Here is a 15,640-nt window from a genome sequence, read left to right on the forward strand (position 1 = left end):
GAACCGCTCCACCTCCGCGCGCATACCAGTTCGGTCAACGGAACGCGATGTACGCCATCTCGCGCCCGGAGACGGCGATCAGACCGCCCGGCCCGGCCGCGAAGACCTTGGCGTCCGTCCGCAGGTCGGCCAGCACGCGGCCGGTGCCGGGGACGACCGCCACGACACGGTCGGGCGCGCGGCTCGTGATCACCGCGGCGGAGGGGGTGAGCGCCGCCGCCCCGCCCTCGCCGACCGCCCGCGACCAGGTGACCCGTCCCCGGCTGAAGCCGTAGCCGCGCAGCGTGCGCCCGTCGGCGCTGCGGATCACGGCATGGCTGTCGTTGACCGCGAGCACCGCCTCGCCCCGCGCGCCGCGCCACAACAGCCGGCCGTCGTGCGCGGCCAGCAGCTCCGGCCGCCCGGTCGGGTCGACCCCGAGCACCACGTCCTCGCCGCCGGCCGGGTCGTGTTCCTGCTGGCAGTCGGAGCCGTTGTCGGCCGTACGCAGGTTGAGCCCCTCCCGCCGCCAGACCGCCGCGGTCGACGGCGGGTCGGTCGCCACCACGTCGTAGTAGCAGGTGCCGTCCTGAGCCGTGCCGGTCACCGTGAGCACCCGGCCGCCGGCGATCGCCACGCGCTGGTCGGGCCGGGGCTCGGCGGCCTGCACGACCCGGCCCGTGGCGGTGTCGATCACGCGGACCTTCCCGTCGTCGGGCAGCCCGATCAGGCTCGGCAGCAGCCGCGGCCGGGCCACGTCGTCGTCGACCCGGTCGGCGGTGAGCGGGCGGGTGTCCGGCAGGTCGGGGTTGGCCGCGTTGAGCACGAAGCCGATCCCGCCCGTGTCGACGGTCCAGAGCGGCTTGGCGCCGCGCGGGGCCCAGGCCGTGAGCTGACATTCGCTGCCCTTGGCGCAGTGCAGGTCGAGGAGCGCGTCGCGATAGGTCCAGACGGCGGTGGCCTCGGTGTCGGCCCGCAGCACGGCCCCGCTGCGCGGGTCGAGCACCTGGTATCCCTTGGTCAGCAGCCGCCCGGTGGCCACCACCGCGTCGTTGCCGCTGCCCGAGACCGCGGCCCAGTCGGCGTCGCTGTCCCAGAGCTTGACCCCGGCGGTGAGGCCGTAGGCCTCGATCGAGGTGCGGTATTCGACGACAACCGCGTCGCCGGCCACCGAGACGCTCTGCGGGCTGCCGCCGATGCGCTGCTGCCAGCGGGCCGCGCCACCGGCGATCGGCTCGCTGGTGTTGACCCAGGCCCAGACCTGCGGCCACGGGTTCCACACGCCGGTCGTGGCCAGCACGATCACGATCACGATGGCGACCAGCGCGTACCCCTTCCAGGGGCTGCCACCGGACGCCATGCGCGACACGCTAACCACGTCGATCCCCCGAACGATGGATCTTGATTCGCCCGTGTCGATATGATTTGCCGGATATAACGGACAGGAGGCCGGGCCGATTGTGCAACTTGCACCCACCGGGCCGCCTCGCCCGGACCCGACCGGGCACCCTGCGCAGTCCCGTGAACAACTGTTGAATCGGCCTGTGACCTGCGACAACCTCAGTCAATGACGCAGACGATGGCACACGGGACCCGCACCGACGACGTCTTCCCGGTCAAGGGCGTCGACCACCTCAGGTTCCTCGTGGGCAACGCCAAGCAGGCCGCCCACTACTACTCCACGGCGTTCGGCATGACCTGTGTGGCCTACCGGGGGCCCGAGCAGGGCTACCGCGACCAGGCCGAATACGTTCTGGTCAGCGGGGGCGCCCGGTTCGTCGTGACCGGCGCGGTGCACGCGGGGGCGCCCGGCGCCGACCACGTGACCCGGCACGGCGACGGCATCCAGGACATCGCGATCGAGGTCCCGGACGTCGACAAGGCGTACGCGCACGCGGTCGCGGCCGGCGCCCGCGGCGTGACCGAGCCGCACGACCTCGAGGACGAGCACGGCCTCGTCCGGATGGCGGCCATCGCGACGTACGGGGACACCGTGCACTCGCTGGTCGACCGCTCCCGGTACGCCGGCCCCTTCCTGCCCGGCTTCGTGTCGCGCGCGCCGATCGTCGACCGGCAGCCCGCCATCGACGCCGGCCTGCAGCCCAAGCGCTTCTTCCAGGCCGTCGACCACGTGGTCGGCAACGTCGAACTGGGCCGGATGGACGAGTGGGTGGAGTTCTACCGCCGCGTCATGGGCTTCACGAACATGGCCGAGTTCATCGGCGACGACATCGCCACCGACTACTCCGCGCTGATGTCCAAGGTCGTCGCGGACGGCACTCGCAAGGTCAAGTTCCCGCTCAACGAGCCGGCCGTCTCGCAGCGCAAGTCGCAGATCGACGAGTACCTCGAGTTCTACGGCGGCCCGGGCGCCCAGCACATCGCCGTCGCCACCAACGACATCATCGCCAGCGTCGACGCGATGCGCGCGGCCGGCGTCCAGTTCCTGGACACGCCGGACTCTTACTACGAGGACCCCGAGCTGCGGGCCCGGATCGGCCAGGTCCGGGTGCCGATCGAGGAGCTGCAGAGCCGCAAGATCCTGGTCGACCGGGACGAGGACGGCTACCTGCTGCAGATTTTCACCGCGCCGGTGCAGGACCGCCCGACGGTCTTCTTCGAGCTGATCGAGCGGCACGGCTCCCTCGGCTTCGGCAAGGGCAACTTCAAGGCCCTGTTCGAGGCGATCGAGCGGGAGCAGGAACTGCGCGGCAATCTGTGACACTGGTCGCGTGACCCAACCACCCGGGTACGGGCCGCCGCCGGGCTATCCGGCGGCGCCCGCCTACCTGCCTCCCCCGCCTCCGCCGGTGCCGGTCAGCCCGGCCGGGGTGCCGCTGGCCGACTTCGCGCAGCGGCTGCTGGCCTACATGATCGACGGCGCGCTGCTGTCCGCGGTGGGCTTCGCCGTGGCCCTGCCGGTCTTCGTCGTGGTGTTCCTGCGGCTGCCCGACGTGGATCCGTACGCCACCGAGCCCTTCGGCGACCTCGACGGATTCTTCCTGCCCCTGTTGCTGGCCGAGGCCGGCCTGTTCCTCCTGCTGCTCCTGATCTACTACCTGTACGTGGTCGAGTTCATGCACCGCACCGGGCAGACCCTGGGCAAGAAGGCCATGAAGATCCGCGTCGTGCCGCTCGACCCCGGCCGCACGCTGACCCGGGGCATGGCGGCCAGGCGCTACCTCGTCGAGTACGTCGGTGGATTGCTCGTGCCGTTCTTCAGCTTCGTCGACGGACTGTGGCAACTGCGCGACAAGCCGTACCAGCAGACCCTGCACGACAAAGTCGCCCGGACCGTGGTCGTTAAGGTTTCTCCATGAGCTCGCTGCCCGCCGGTTGGTACAAGGACCCCGCCGACCCCGATACCCAGCGTTACTGGGACGGGGAGGGGTGGCTCGGGAAGGCCATCCCGGCCGACGCCGTGCCGCCGGACGGCCCGCCCCCGGCCGAGGAGGAGGCGCTGCCCGCTCCCGAGACGGCGCCGGCCACCCCGGCCGCCCAGACCCCACCGCAGGCTCAGCCCGCGCCCCCGCCGGGCTGGGGTCCCCAGCCGGCCCCGCCGCCCGGCTGGCAACCGCCCCCGGGCTGGCAAGCGCCGCCGCAGGGCTGGCAACCACCGCCGGGCACGCAGCCTCCCCCCGGCTGGCAACCGCCGCCGGGCACGCAGCCGCCGGCCGGGTGGCAGCCGCCGCCGGCTACCCAGCCCCCACCCGGATCGCAGCCCCCGCCCGGCTGGCAGCCTCCACCGGGATGGCAGCCGCCGCCCGGGTGGCAGCAGATGCCGCCCGGCATGCGCGCCGGCCTGTACCCGGCCGTGCAGGCCCGCCCGCACGGCTTCGCCCTGGCCGGCCTGGGCCCGCGCCTGATCGCCCGCCTCCTCGACATCCTCGCGGTGCTGCTGCTCAACGTGGTCGTCAACGGCTGGTTCGCCTATCAGTGGGCCCGGGAGTTCGCGCCGATGTACCGCGCGACCATCGACGAGATGGCCAACGGCGGCAGCGCGTGGGACGTACAGGCCTCGGGCCGCATGGACGGCCTGCTCTGGGCCATGCTGATCATCGCCACCCTGCTGTGGTTGCTCTACGAGGCGCCCGCGATCAGCAGCAGCGGTCAGACGCTGGGCAAGCGGATCATGCGCATCAAGGTCGTCGCGGTCGAGAACACCGAACCGCTCGGTTTCGGGCGCGCCTTCGGCCGCTGGGCCCGCCTCGGCCTGTGGACCCCGGCCTGGGGCTGCGCCGGCATCGGCTTCGTCCTGCAGCTGATCGACTGCATCTCGCCGGTCTTCGACCAGCAACTCCGGCAGGCGTTCCACGACAAGACGGCGCGCACGGTCGTGATCGCGCTGCCCCCGGACGACCGCCAGCCCGTCGACGCCACCACCGGCGGCGGCGGTGGCACCACGCACACACCCTAAGGACGCACGATGACCCGTCTGACCCGCTCCGACCTGGACGGCCTGCCCGCCTACGTCCCCGGCCGCAACCTCGCCGACCTGACCCGCGAGCTCGGCATCGCCGAGGCGATCAAGCTGGCCAGCAACGAGGTTCCGTACGGTCCCCTGCCCGGCGTGATCGAGGCGGTCACCGACGCCATGCTCCACTCGCACCGCTACCCCGACATGGGCTCGGTGGCGCTGCGGGACGCGCTGGCCGAGCGACTCGGGGTGCCCGCCGAGCGCATCGTGACCGGCTGCGGGTCGGTCGCGCTGGCCGAGACCCTGGTCAAGGCGACCTGCCTGCCGGGCGACGAGATCGTCTACTCGTGGCGGTCGTTCGAGGCGTACCCGATCATCTCGGCCGGGGCCGGCGCGAGCAGCGTGCGGGTGCCGAACACCGACGGGCACGGGCACGACCTCGACGCGATGGCCGCTGCGATCACCGAGCGGACCAGGCTGGTGATCGTCTGCAATCCCAACAACCCCACCGGCACGAGCGTGCGCAAGGCGGAGCTCGACCGGTTCATCGCGTCGGTGCCGTCCGACGTGCTGATCGTGCTCGACGAGGCGTACCGGGAGCTGGTGACCGACCCGGAGGTGCCGGACGGGCTGGAGACCTACGGTGACCGGCACAACGTTCTCGTGCTGCGCACGATGAGCAAGGCGTGGGGTCTGGCCGGCTTGCGGATGGGTTATCTGGTGGCGCAGCCCGAGGTGACGGCGGCCATCCGCAAGGTGCTGACCCCGTTCTCGACCAGCCTCGTGGCCCAGGCCGCGGCGCTCGCCGCCCTGGCCCAGGAGCCGGAGGTCCGCCGCCGCTGCGCGCTGGTGGTCGAGGAGCGCGAGCGGGTGACCGGGGCGCTGCGCGGGTTCGGCCTGGACGTGCCGACCAGCCAGGCCAACTTCGTCTGGCTGCCGCTGGGCGACGGCGCGGCGGCGTTCGGCCAGGTCTGCGAGTCCCGCGGCGTCATCGTCCGGCCGTTCCAGGGCGACGGCGTCCGGGTCACGATCGGCACCCCCGAGGAGAACGACGTGTTCCTCGGCGCCGCCGAAGTGGCCCTGAAAAGCTAGCCGATCAGCTGCGCCTCGGTCCGGTGGTGGTCTTCCTCGCTCAGGCGGGCGGGGAAGGCCCGCCGGCCGATCGTCACGATCAGGACGATCGCGAGGACCGCCAGGCTCGCCGTCACCACCGGCAGCACGCCCAGGTGGCCGGTCCGCACCAGACGCTCGCCGAGGAACGCCCCGCCGCCGATCCCGATCTGGAACGCGACGACGTAGAGGGCCGACGCGGCGTCGCGGGCTCGTGGGGCGATCCGCAGCGGCGCGGCGGCCAGCAGCACCGGGATCGCTGTGAAGGCCCCGCCCCAGAACAGGGTCACGATCACGGTCGGCACGAGGCCCAGCACCGGCGCGAGCAGCGCGACCGAGACGGCCAGCACGGCGAGCAGACCGACCAGCATCGTGCCGGGCCGCCGGTCGACGTAGCGGCCGACCGCGTAGTTGGTGATCAGCCCGATGAAGCCGTACCCGAGCAGCAGCACGCTCAGCCCGGCCCCCTCCAGCCCGGCGTCGCGGCGCACGAGCGGCGCGATGTAGGTGTACGCCGAGAAGTGCCCGATCACCAGCACCGCGGTGATCAGGCAGAGCAGCAGCACCTGTCGATCCCGCCCGACGGCGATCGCGGCCCGCAGCTGAGCGGCCGGTCGCGCTTCCCGGTCGTGCGGGCGCGGCGGCAGGTCGGGCAGCACCCGCATCAGCCCGAACACACAGATCGCCCCGCCGACGACCATCGCGCCGATCGCCACCCGCCAGCCGAGCCACTGACCCAGCGCGGTGCCCAGCGGCACGCCCAGCACGATCGCCAGCGAGTTGCCGACGAAGACCAGCCCGGTGGCCCGGCCGGCCTGTCCCGGCGGCGCCAGGCGCGCGGTGACCGGCCCGATGACCGACCAGAAGACGCCGTGGGCCAGCGCGCAGATCAGCCGGGCCAGGACCAGGACGAGGAAGGTCGGTGCGAAGGTGGCCGCCGCCTGGGACACGACGAAGATGACCATCGTGATCGCGAGCAGCAGGTGGCGCGGGACCCGCATGGTCAGCGCGGTCAGCGGGATCGTGCTGACCGCGGCCACGACGGCGTAGCTGGTGAGCAGCAGGCCGATGTCGGACTCGGCCACCCCGAGACCCTGCGAGATCTCGGGCAGGAGGCCGACCGGGAGGGTCTCCGCGGTGACGTAGAAGAACGAGGAGGCGCCGAGGACGGCCAGAGCGGGGCGGTTCAGTGTCACCTCGGCAGAATAAGCTCTGTGTCAGAGTAAAAGAAGGGAACGGCCTGTGACGACGCGCTCGACCGAGCTGCTCCGGGTGGTCCACGCCCGGCCCGGTGTCACCCGCGCCGACGCCGCGCGCCTGCTCGGCATCGGCACCGGGGCGACGACCGAGCTGGTCGTCCGGCTGACCGGGGCGTCCCTGCTGGCCGAGGCGCCGGCGGCCCGCAGCGGCGCCCGCGGCCGTCCGACGACAGCGCTGGTGGCGCATCCCGGCGGCCCGGTCGTGGCCGCGGTGGCGATCACCCACCGGACCTGGCGGGTCGACGTGGTCGAGCTGGGCGGCCGGGCCCTCAGTTCGGTGTCCGGCGCTCACTCGGGCGCCACCTGGGCCGAGGTGGCCGCGGGAGTCGCCGAGGGGGCCGCCGCCGTACGGGAGACGTACGCCGAGCGCGTGCGCGCAGTCGGTGTCTCGGTGCCCGGCCCGGTCACCGCCGACCTGAGGCTGGACGCCACCATCTCGGGCTGGCTCGACGTCGACCTGCGCGGGCTGTGGCCGGACGGTCCGCTGCTGGTCGCCGGCAACGACGCCAGCCTGGCCGCCACCGCCGAGTCGGCCCGGGGCGCCGCAGCCGGCGCCTCGGTCGCCCTGCACCTGCTGATCGAGTACGGCCTGGGCGGCGCGGTGGTCGACCAGGGCCGGCTGGTGATCGGCGCGCACGGGGCCTCGGGCGAGTTCGGCCACATGCCGTTCGGCGACCCCGCTGTGCTCTGCCCCTGCGGCGCCCGCGGATGCTGGGGCACAACCGTCGACGGCACCGCGCTGGCCCGCCACCTCGGCCATCCCGTTCCGCCCGACCCGGTGGCCTACGCCCGTACGGTCATCGCCTCGTCCGGCGCCGCCGAGCGGGCCGCCGTCCGGGCCGTCGCCACGGCTCTCGGCCGGGGCACCGCCGGACTCGTGAACGGTCTCGACGCCGACCTGGTCACGCTGGGCGGCCTCGGCGCCGACCTGCTGGCCGCCGCCCCGGCCGAGGTCGAGGCCGCCTACCGCGCCGGGCTGATGGCGCTGCGCCGCGAGTCCCCGCCACCGCTGGTGCCGGCCGCGCTGGGCGCCGACGGCCCGATCGCCGGCGCCGCCGAGGCGGCCTGGTCGGCGCTGCTGGGCCGCCTGGGCTGACGGGTCATCGGTCGCGCAGCGCCGCCAGCACCGCCGTGATCTCCGGACGTGGCGTGGACGGGCGGCGGGCGGCCGCGATGATGCGCCGGGTCACCGCGGGGCTGAGCGGGCGCGTCACCACGGGGTAGCGCGGGTCCACCGCCAGGCTGGGCAGCAGGGCGATCGACCGGCCGGCCTCCACGTGCCGCAGCGTCAGCATGTAGTTGTTGAACCGGGCGATCACCGACGGCTCGAAGCCCGCCTCCCGGCACAGGCGCGTGGCCAGCTCGGACATGTAGGACCCGGCCACGTCGAACGTCCACCGCTGATCCGCGCAGGCTCCGATGGCGACCCGCTCGGCGACGGCCAGCGGATGCCCCTCGGGCAGCAGCAGGACGATCTCGTCCTCGGCCAGCGGCACCAGGTCGATCGCCGGGTCGAGCTCGGCCCCGGCGAAGTCGGTCGTCGTGATGATGACGTCCACGTCGCCGCGGCGCAGGGCCGGCATGCTCTGGTGCGGCTCCAGCTCGAGCAGCACGACGGTGACGTCCGGGTGGCGCGCGGCCAGCACCGTGACCGCGGGCTCGGCCAGCGCCGGCAGCGCGCTCTGGAAGGCGCCCAGCGTCACCGTCCCGGCCGGCTCCTCGGCCAGGCCCCGCAGCGACGCCTCGGCCGCGTCCATGGCAGCCAGGATCTCGCGGGCCCGGCCGGCCAGCAGCACCCCGGCGGCGGTGAGCCGCACCCGGCGCCCGTTGCGTTCGAGCAGGGCCGTACCGGTTTCCCGCTCCAGCGTGGCCAGCTGCTGGGAGACGGCCGACGGGCTGTGGTTGCCGCGCTGGGCCACCGCGCGGACCGTTCCGTACGTCGACAGGTCGAGCAGCAGGCGCAGGCGCCACGGATTGAGCGTCACTGTGCGACTTTACTTAACAGCAGCAACGGAAAGCTGAGATGGACCCGACGCTGCACCGCCCTTAGCTTCGATCCATGGAGTTCTGGTCCGACGCCGAGCGTCACCTCGTCCGCTACTCCGGCGCGGGACAGTTCGTCCCCGAGATCATCGAGCGCGCCGAGGGCAGCTTCGTCCACACCGCCGACGGCCGCCGCCTGCTCGACTTCACGTCGGGGCAGATGAGCGCCATCCTCGGGCACTCGCACCCGGCCGTGGTGGCCACCGTGCAGCGCCAGGTGGCCACGCTCGACCACCTGTTCAGCGGCATGCTGAGCCGGCCGGTGGTCGAGCTGGCCCGGCGGCTCGCCGAGTCGCTGCCCGAGCCGCTGAGCAAGGTCCTGCTGCTGACCACCGGGGCCGAGTCCAACGAGGCGGCGATCCGGATGGCCAAGCTGGTCACCGGCGGGCACGAGATCGTCTCGTTCGCCCGCTCGTGGCACGGCATGACCCAGGCCGCGGCCAATGCCACCTACAGTTCCGGGCGCAAGGGGTACGGGCCGGCTGCGCCGGGAAACTTCGCGATCCCCACCCCGAACGCGTACCGGCCCGATTTCACCGACGCGAACGGCGAACTGGACTGGCGCAAGCAGCTCGACTTCTCGTTCGACCTGTTCGACGCGCAGTCGGTGGGCAGCCTCGCGGCCTGCATCGTCGAGCCGATCCTCAGCTCCGGCGGCGTGCTCGATCTGCCGCCCGGATACCTGGCCGCCCTGCGCGACAAGTGCCACGAACGCGGCGGACTGCTGATCCTCGACGAGGCCCAGACCGGTCTGTGCCGGACCGGCGACTGGTACGCGTTCCAGCGCGACGGCGTCACCCCGGACATCCTGACGCTGAGCAAGACGCTGGGCGCCGGTCTGCCGCTGGCCGCCGTGGTGACCACTCCCGAGATCGAGCAGACCGCGCACGACCGCGGGTTCCTGTTCTTCACCACGCACGTCTCCGACCCGCTGGTGGCCGCGGTCGGCAACACGGTCCTCGACGTCCTGCAGGCCGAGCGCCTGGACGACCGTGCGACGGAGCTGGGGGCGTACCTGCGGAAGGGTCTGACGGCGCTCGGCGAGAACCATGCCGTCATCGGGGACGTGCGCGGGCGCGGCCTGCTGGTCGGGCTCGAGCTGGTGCTCGACCGGGAGACCAAGGAGCCGTCGGACGAGCTGGGCGCGGCGGTCACCCGGCGCTGCCTGGAGCTCGGCCTGCACATGAACGTCGTCCAGCTGCCGGGCATGGGCGGGGTCTTCCGGATCGCGCCCTCGCTGACGTCCTCCATCGCCGAGCTGGACCTGGGCCTGGAGATCCTGGATCAGGCGATCGGCGACGTGTCGCCCCGGTTCAGACCGCCGCGATGATCACGGTGTCGACGGTGAAGTAGTGCCCGGGCGCCTCCGGGTCGGCCGGCCCGTCCCCGGTCAGGCGCTCGATCGCCACATAGTCGTCGGTGACCTGCCACAGCCCCGGCTTCCAGGTCAGCTTCTCGGTGCCCACGGCCAGCGGAAACTCCGCCCCGGTGGGCAGCACGCGGAGGTGCCGGCCGGCGGTGAGCACCACCAGCCGGTCGCGGGAGACCCCGAGCACCTGGACGCCGGCCGGCACGCTCACGACCTCGCCGCCGACCACGGTGGTGCCCGCCTCGTCCAGCTCCGGGGAGCGCCGCAGCGCCTCGCCCCCGGCCAGATAACCCCGCCCGTCCTTGTCCCGCAGACCCGCGCAGCCCGACGGGGCGACCGCACAGGCCACCGGCTGGAACGGCCCGACCGGGTACGGAGTGAGGGCGGCCCCGGTCGACATCGAGTAACCGCCCGTGGCGCAGAAATACTGTCCGCCGACCGTGGTGAACCCGTCCCGGCAGCCCGCCGGCACGTCCGCCACCCACCGGCGCACCCCGCTCGCCACCTCGTACGCGGCCAGCCGCCCACCCCCGGCGACCAGTACAGCCCCGTCGGCCACGTGCAACCCGGGCGGCGCCCAGACCGCGGAGGCCCCGGTGCGATGCCCCGCGAACGCCGGCGCCGGCAGCGACGTGCCGACCCGCCACACTCGCTCGCCGGTACGCCCGTCGACCGCGATCAGCTCACCGTCCGACCACCGGCTCACCACCGTGGACCCGGCCGCGACCACGCCCGAAACCTGCTCCGGCCAGCGCCGCAGCGACCACCGCGCGGTGTTCACGCTCTTGGCGTCGACCGGCCCGTCGGCGCGCACCTGCCGCTTGCCCGCGTAGACCCGGATCCGCTCGTCGACGATCAGCGGCGCCTGATTGGTGCGCCCGGTGACTCGCGGGCCGAGGCCGGCGGGGGCCGGATAGCCCGAAGCGGCCGGCGACAGAACCTCGGCCGGGGCCAGCACCCGCCAGGCGATCAGACCGGCCGCGGCGATCAGCACGAGCGCCACCAGCGAACGCAGCAGCACCCGGGACACCCGGGCAGCCTATGTCAGGCGACCGCGGCCAGATCGTCGAGGTCGCGGCGCAGGGCCCCCTCGGCGGTCTCGGCGGCCAGACCACCGAAGATCAGCGCGAGGATCCGCCCGGCCGGCGCGGTCGCGGAGCCGTCCTGCTTCACGGTCACCATCGTGCCGCCGCGGTGCCGTCCGGACATGACCGGCACGAACGAATATGTCATGCGGTAGTCGGCGCCGATGCCGGGCGAGGTGACCACGAATCTCTCGGGCACCTCGCACTCGCGCACCCGGAACTCCTCGGTGACCTCGCCGCCGTCGGCCATGCCCCGGGTCTCGCGCCACACCGTGCCCGCGCCGAACGGCCCGTGGCTGCGCACCTCGACCCGGGTGACGGCGGTGAGCCACTCACGGCGCCGGCTCAGATCGGTGAACACCTGCCAGACCGCCGCGATCGGCGCGTCGATCAAGCGGGTCACCACAACCGTCGACATAGCGTCACCCCCGCGTACACCGTACGACACTTGTCAGGCGACGATGGTGCCCGAAACCGAGCCCAGCGTGATCTCTTCGCCCCCGGCCGAACGGGCCGTCGCGCCGATCCGCACCCAGTCGCCGTTCTCCAGGTAGCCGCGCGAGGTGCCGTCGCTCAACGTGACCGGCTCGGCGCCGTTGCGAGTGAGCTCCAGGAACGAGCCGACCTCGTCACGGGCCGGGCCCGACACGGTGCCCGACGCGTACAGATCGCCGGTCCGCACCGCGGCGCCGTTGCTGGTCAGGTGGGCCAGTTGCTGGGCCGCGGTCCAGTACATCGAGGCGAACGGCGGGCGGCTGACCAGGGTGTCGTTCCACTCGACGGCCAGCCGCAGGTCGAAGGCGGGCCCGGCCGGCCGCAGGTAGTCGAGCGGCTCGGGTTCCTGCGCGACGCCCGCCACGGTGGCCAGCGTGTCGATCGGGGTCACCCACGGCGAGACCGTGGTGGCGAACGACTTGGCCAGGAACGGGCCGAGCGGACGGTACTCCCAGGCCTGCAGGTCGCGAGCCGACCAGTCGTTGACCAGCACGACACCGAAGACGTGCTCGGCGAACGCGGTCGTGGCGATCCGCCGGCCCGGCCGGCCGACCACGAAACCGACCTCGGCCTCGACGTCGAGCCGCCGGGTCGGCCCGAAGACCCCCTCGGCCAGCTGACCGCTGGGCCGCTGGATCGGCGTGCCCGAGACGACCACGGTCGCCGACCGCCCGTGATAGCCGATCGGCAGGTGCTTCCACTGCGGCGACAAGCCGGGCGAGTCGGGGCGCAGGATCTCCGACACGTTCCGGGCGTGGTGCTCGGACGAGTAGAAGTCGGTGTAGTCGGCCACCTCGAACGGCAGGTGCAGGGTCACGTCCCGCAACGGGATGAGCGGCGGCTCGGACGCCACGAGCCCGGCCACGGCCTCGCGCGCGGCCGTCCACTCCCGACGGCCGGCGGCCATCAGCGGGTTGAGCGACCCCGTGGCCAGCAACCCGCCGAGCACCGACAGGTCGACGACCGACGACCACAGCCGTACGCCGACGCGCCGCTCACCACCGGGCCGGCTGAACACCCCGTACGGCAGATGCCGCGGACCGAAGCCGCTCACTCGTACCCGCCGTTGACCAGGCCGAGGCGGACCAGCTCGGTCAGCGGCTCGACGACGCCGACCGCCCCGAAGCCCACGAACAGGGGCCGCGGCTCGCCCCGCCGGGCCCGGCACGCCTCGACCAGCGGCACGGGATGGGTTGCGGCCAGCACCTCGGCCACCTCGGCGACCTCGCCGCCGTCGTGGGCGCTGATCGCCGCGGTGAGTACGTTGAGGAAGCCGTGGTGGGTGAAGCCGGTCTCCGGATCGGTGTGCCGGATGGCGTGGCGCAGACCCGCGGCCAGCCGGAACGGCAGTTGCCGATCACGACAGGCGCAGAGCACCGCGGCCAGCTCCACCGGCGTGGGGAACAGCTCGGCCGCGAGCCCCCCGACCCGGAACTTGGGCGCCAGCAGCAGGCCGGCGGCCCGGGCGTCGACGACCGTGTCCAGCGCGCCCAGCAGGCCCCAGCTCAGCGGGATCTCGGCGTACACCAGCTCGTCGGCCTGCCCGGCGAACGCGCGCAGAGCGGCCAGCCCGGGCTGCGGATCCTCCCCGCGGCGGGCCACCGCGGCCTCGATGTGCAGCACCTGCCCACCGGCCGCCCGCAGCTTGTCCACCGCGATCGGCAGCGCGCTCAGGCTGACATCGCCGACCAGCGCGACGGGCAGGTCACGGGTCCGCAGATCGGCGCCGATCAGCGAGGCGGGCATGAGCAAGGGACCGAGCAGCCCGGCGAACCAACCTGCGCGGTGCTCGTCGTGCTTGGCGACGGCCTCGGGGACGCCGATGGGGCTCGGCGGCAGCAGAGACGCGTCGTCCACCAGCCCGGCGAAGAGCGGAGGAACCAGCGTTGACACGAATCCGAACCTAATGGACGCTTCGAGAAGCGGACAACCACGTCCGAAATGTCGGATCTCTAAGGTGAGTGGCAACGATGCCTTTTTACCGCAGCGTCGGCGAGGTGCCCCACAAGCGGCACACGCAGTTCCGGCGTCCCGATGGTGGCCTCTATTCCGAGGAGTTGATGGGTCAGGAAGGCTTCTCGTCCGACTCGTCGCTGCTCTATCACCGCTACCCGCCCACGGCGATCGTGTCGGCCGAGGCGTACGAGTCGCCCGCGCTCACCCGGTCGGCCAACCACCCGCTCAAGCCCCGCCACCTGCGCACGCACAAGCTCGACGCCGGCCCGGCCGACGCCGTGCTCGGCCGCCGGGCGCTGCTGGCCAACGACGACGTCCGCATCGGCTACGTGGTCGCCGACCGGCCGTCCCCGCTCTACCGCGACGCCGTCGGCGACGAGTGCCTCTACGTCGAGGACGGCCGCGTCGTCGTCGAGACCAGCTTCGGCGCGCTCGAGGCCGGCCCGGGCGACTACGTGATCATCCCGACCTCGGTGGTTCACCGGATCGTGCCGCTCGACGGCCCGGCCCGGCTCCTGACGATCGAGGCGACCGGTCACATCGGACCGCCCAAGCGCTACCTCTCGGTGCGCGGCCAGTTCCTGGAGCACGCGCCCTACTGCGAGCGCGACCTGCGCGGCCCCTCCGAGCCCCTGACGGTCGACGAAACGGACGTCGAAGTGCTGGTCAAGCACCGTGCGGGGTGGACCCGGCACGTGTACGCCCAGCACCCGTTCGACGTGGTCGGCTGGGACGGCTGCCTCTACCCGTGGGCGTTCTCGATCCACGACTTCGAGCCGATCACCGGGCGCGTGCACCAGCCCCCACCGGTACACCAGACCTTCGAGGGTCCGAATTTCGTGATCTGCTCATTCGTGCCCCGCAAGGTGGACTACCACCCGCTGGCCATCCCGGTCCCGTACAACCACCACAACGTCGACTCGGACGAGATGATGTTCTACACCGGCGGCAACTACGAGGCCCGTCGCGGCTCGGGCATCGAGCAGGGTTCCATCTCGCTGCACCCGTCGGGCTTCACGCATGGCCCCCAGCCCGGCGCCGTCGAACGCGCGCTCGGCCTCGAAGCCTTCGACGAGCTGGCAGTCATGGTCGACACGTTCCGCCCACTCGACCTGTGCGAGGCCGCCATCGCCGTCGAGGACACCGCGTACGCCTGGACCTGGAACCGCTAGCGAACGAGAGCGGCCGGGTCTTCGCGATTCGGGCGTCCAGCTTCGCTCTCTGTGCCGAAGACCTTGGGGCTCTGCCCCAAACCCCGGCCATCGCTGGAGATCTCCCTGGCGATGGTTGCGGTTGCGGGCTTGGGGGATCTCCGGGCGGCGGCTGCCGTAGCGAATCGCAAGCTGAGGGAAGCCGCAACCAAACCCCGGTTGCGGCTTCCCTCACCTCACGATGAGCCAGGGCTGCCGTCGCCCGGAGATCCCCCAAGCCAGGGCCCACCCTGTAAAGAACTGCAAGGTCCACAGTCGATCAACCGCCACAGCCAGACAAACCTCCACCCCCACGCCAACTGAGCTCGACCCAAAACTGCACGCGCCACGCCCGCCCCGGCTGAGTGATGACATCAGCAGGCTGCAACACCTAGTAAGCCGCCCCAAGCATTCAGTTACCACCACCCACCGAATCCTCACCACCCAGCCCGCCCCACACCACCCCAGAAACCCACCCAACCGTGACTTACTGACCGCAACCGGCACGGTGCGCTCGCGCAACCCACACAAAGGCCCGCCCGCCCCCACCGAATCCCGCCCGGTGACCACAGCGCGGCAGCCAGCCCCCTTCCCGCCAGGTGACCGCCCACCCCCACCAGGCACCCACCAGCCGCCAACCATCGCCAAAGCCGCCGCAGACTCCCCCGCAAGGGTGGGGCCGGGGGGGGGCCAAAACACCCCCACAATTAGTTTAGACCCCCGGGGAGCACCCCCCC

General features: G+C 72.6%; 14 protein-coding genes. 7 read left to right on the forward strand and 7 right to left on the reverse strand.

Annotated elements, in window-relative coordinates; all coding sequences use genetic code 11:
* Positions 1 to 34: 34 nt before the first annotated feature.
* Positions 35 to 1,339 (reverse strand): PQQ-binding-like beta-propeller repeat protein, encoded by a 1,305-nt coding sequence (locus tag HJC40_RS07830; RefSeq protein ID WP_249999624.1) that lies wholly within the window; start codon positions 1,337 to 1,339, stop codon positions 35 to 37.
* Between the two features lie 207 nt (positions 1,340 to 1,546).
* On the opposite strand from HJC40_RS07830, the gene hppD reads away from it, so the two are divergent.
* The 4 genes from hppD to hisC are packed head-to-tail and all read left to right on the forward strand — an operon-like array spanning position 1,547 to position 5,488.
* Positions 1,547 to 2,701 carry a 4-hydroxyphenylpyruvate dioxygenase gene (gene hppD / locus HJC40_RS07835; RefSeq protein WP_249999626.1) on the forward strand — a complete coding sequence of 385 codons (1,155 nt, stop codon included), beginning with the start codon at positions 1,547 to 1,549 and terminating at the stop codon, positions 2,699 to 2,701.
* Between the two features lie 10 nt (positions 2,702 to 2,711).
* The gene (locus HJC40_RS07840; protein WP_249999628.1) at positions 2,712 to 3,299 is read left to right on the forward strand and encodes an RDD family protein; all 588 of its coding nucleotides are present in this window, start codon (positions 2,712 to 2,714) and stop codon (positions 3,297 to 3,299) included.
* On the forward strand, positions 3,296 to 4,396 hold the full coding sequence (locus tag HJC40_RS07845) for an RDD family protein (RefSeq protein ID WP_249999630.1): 1,101 nt from the start codon (positions 3,296 to 3,298) through the stop codon (positions 4,394 to 4,396). The genes HJC40_RS07840 and HJC40_RS07845 overlap by 4 nt, the downstream gene beginning before the upstream one ends.
* A 9-nt stretch (positions 4,397 to 4,405) precedes the next feature.
* Positions 4,406 to 5,488: a histidinol-phosphate transaminase gene (gene hisC, locus HJC40_RS07850; protein ID WP_249999632.1), complete on the forward strand. Its 1,083-nt coding sequence runs from the start codon at positions 4,406 to 4,408 to the stop codon at positions 5,486 to 5,488.
* On the opposite strand, the gene HJC40_RS07855 is transcribed toward hisC, so the two are convergent.
* Positions 5,485 to 6,702, reverse strand: coding sequence for an MFS transporter (locus HJC40_RS07855; protein WP_249999634.1), 1,218 nt, complete (start codon positions 6,700 to 6,702; stop codon positions 5,485 to 5,487). The two genes, hisC and HJC40_RS07855, sit on opposite strands and share 4 nt — an antisense overlap.
* Positions 6,703 to 6,748: 46 nt before the next feature.
* Here HJC40_RS07855 and HJC40_RS07860 point away from each other — a divergent pair, with 46 nt between their 5' ends.
* Positions 6,749 to 7,861 (forward strand): ROK family protein, encoded by a 1,113-nt coding sequence (locus HJC40_RS07860; RefSeq protein WP_249999636.1) that lies wholly within the window; start codon positions 6,749 to 6,751, stop codon positions 7,859 to 7,861.
* A 4-nt stretch (positions 7,862 to 7,865) separates the two neighbouring features.
* Here the strand turns inward: HJC40_RS07860 and HJC40_RS07865 are convergent, their stop codons facing one another.
* On the reverse strand, positions 7,866 to 8,750 hold the full coding sequence (locus tag HJC40_RS07865; RefSeq protein WP_249999638.1) for a LysR family transcriptional regulator: 885 nt from the start codon (positions 8,748 to 8,750) through the stop codon (positions 7,866 to 7,868).
* 74 nt (positions 8,751 to 8,824) lie between these two features.
* On the opposite strand from HJC40_RS07865, the gene HJC40_RS07870 reads away from it, so the two are divergent.
* A complete protein-coding gene (locus tag HJC40_RS07870; RefSeq protein WP_249999641.1) occupies positions 8,825 to 10,138 on the forward strand; it encodes an aspartate aminotransferase family protein in 1,314 nt (437 codons plus the stop codon).
* On the opposite strand, the gene HJC40_RS07875 is transcribed toward HJC40_RS07870, so the two are convergent.
* The 4 genes from HJC40_RS07875 to HJC40_RS07890 are packed head-to-tail and all read right to left on the reverse strand — an operon-like array spanning position 10,122 to position 13,650.
* A complete protein-coding gene (locus HJC40_RS07875; RefSeq protein ID WP_249999644.1) occupies positions 10,122 to 11,207 on the reverse strand; it encodes a PQQ-binding-like beta-propeller repeat protein in 1,086 nt (361 codons plus the stop codon). The two genes, HJC40_RS07870 and HJC40_RS07875, sit on opposite strands and share 17 nt — an antisense overlap.
* Positions 11,208 to 11,221: 14 nt before the next feature.
* Positions 11,222 to 11,680 (reverse strand): SRPBCC family protein, encoded by a 459-nt coding sequence (locus tag HJC40_RS07880; protein WP_249999647.1) that lies wholly within the window; start codon positions 11,678 to 11,680, stop codon positions 11,222 to 11,224.
* A 33-nt stretch (positions 11,681 to 11,713) separates the two neighbouring features.
* The gene (locus tag HJC40_RS07885; protein ID WP_249999649.1) at positions 11,714 to 12,811 is read right to left on the reverse strand and encodes a fumarylacetoacetate hydrolase family protein; all 1,098 of its coding nucleotides are present in this window, start codon (positions 12,809 to 12,811) and stop codon (positions 11,714 to 11,716) included.
* A complete protein-coding gene (locus HJC40_RS07890) occupies positions 12,808 to 13,650 on the reverse strand; it encodes a hypothetical protein (protein WP_249999651.1) in 843 nt (280 codons plus the stop codon). Before HJC40_RS07890 ends, HJC40_RS07885 begins: the two co-directional genes overlap by 4 nt.
* Before the next feature lie 77 nt (positions 13,651 to 13,727).
* On the opposite strand from HJC40_RS07890, the gene HJC40_RS07895 reads away from it, so the two are divergent.
* Complete coding sequence (locus tag HJC40_RS07895) at positions 13,728 to 14,885, forward strand: homogentisate 1,2-dioxygenase (RefSeq protein ID WP_249999653.1); 1,158 nt, start codon at positions 13,728 to 13,730, stop codon at positions 14,883 to 14,885.
* Positions 14,886 to 15,640 lie beyond the last annotated feature (755 nt).

The sequence above is a fragment of the Actinoplanes sp. M2I2 genome (genome assembly GCF_023544445.1).
Taxonomy (GTDB): Bacteria; Actinomycetota; Actinomycetes; order Mycobacteriales; family Micromonosporaceae; genus Actinoplanes.

Excerpts from the sequence above, each read along its gene's own strand:
- hisC (WP_249999632.1), top strand. The coding sequence starts at position 4,406 with ATGACCCGTCTGACCCGCTCCGACCTGGACGGCCTGCCCGCCTACGTC.
- hppD (WP_249999626.1), top strand. The coding sequence starts at position 1,547 with ATGACGCAGACGATGGCACACGGGACCCGCACCGACGACGTCTTCCCG.
- HJC40_RS07895 (WP_249999653.1), top strand. The coding sequence starts at position 13,728 with ATGCCTTTTTACCGCAGCGTCGGCGAGGTGCCCCACAAGCGGCACACG.
- HJC40_RS07845 (WP_249999630.1), top strand. The coding sequence starts at position 3,296 with ATGAGCTCGCTGCCCGCCGGTTGGTACAAGGACCCCGCCGACCCCGAT.
- HJC40_RS07830 (WP_249999624.1), bottom strand. The coding sequence starts at position 1,339 with ATGGCGTCCGGTGGCAGCCCCTGGAAGGGGTACGCGCTGGTCGCCATC.
- HJC40_RS07870 (WP_249999641.1), top strand. The coding sequence starts at position 8,825 with ATGGAGTTCTGGTCCGACGCCGAGCGTCACCTCGTCCGCTACTCCGGC.
- HJC40_RS07880 (WP_249999647.1), bottom strand. The coding sequence starts at position 11,680 with ATGTCGACGGTTGTGGTGACCCGCTTGATCGACGCGCCGATCGCGGCG.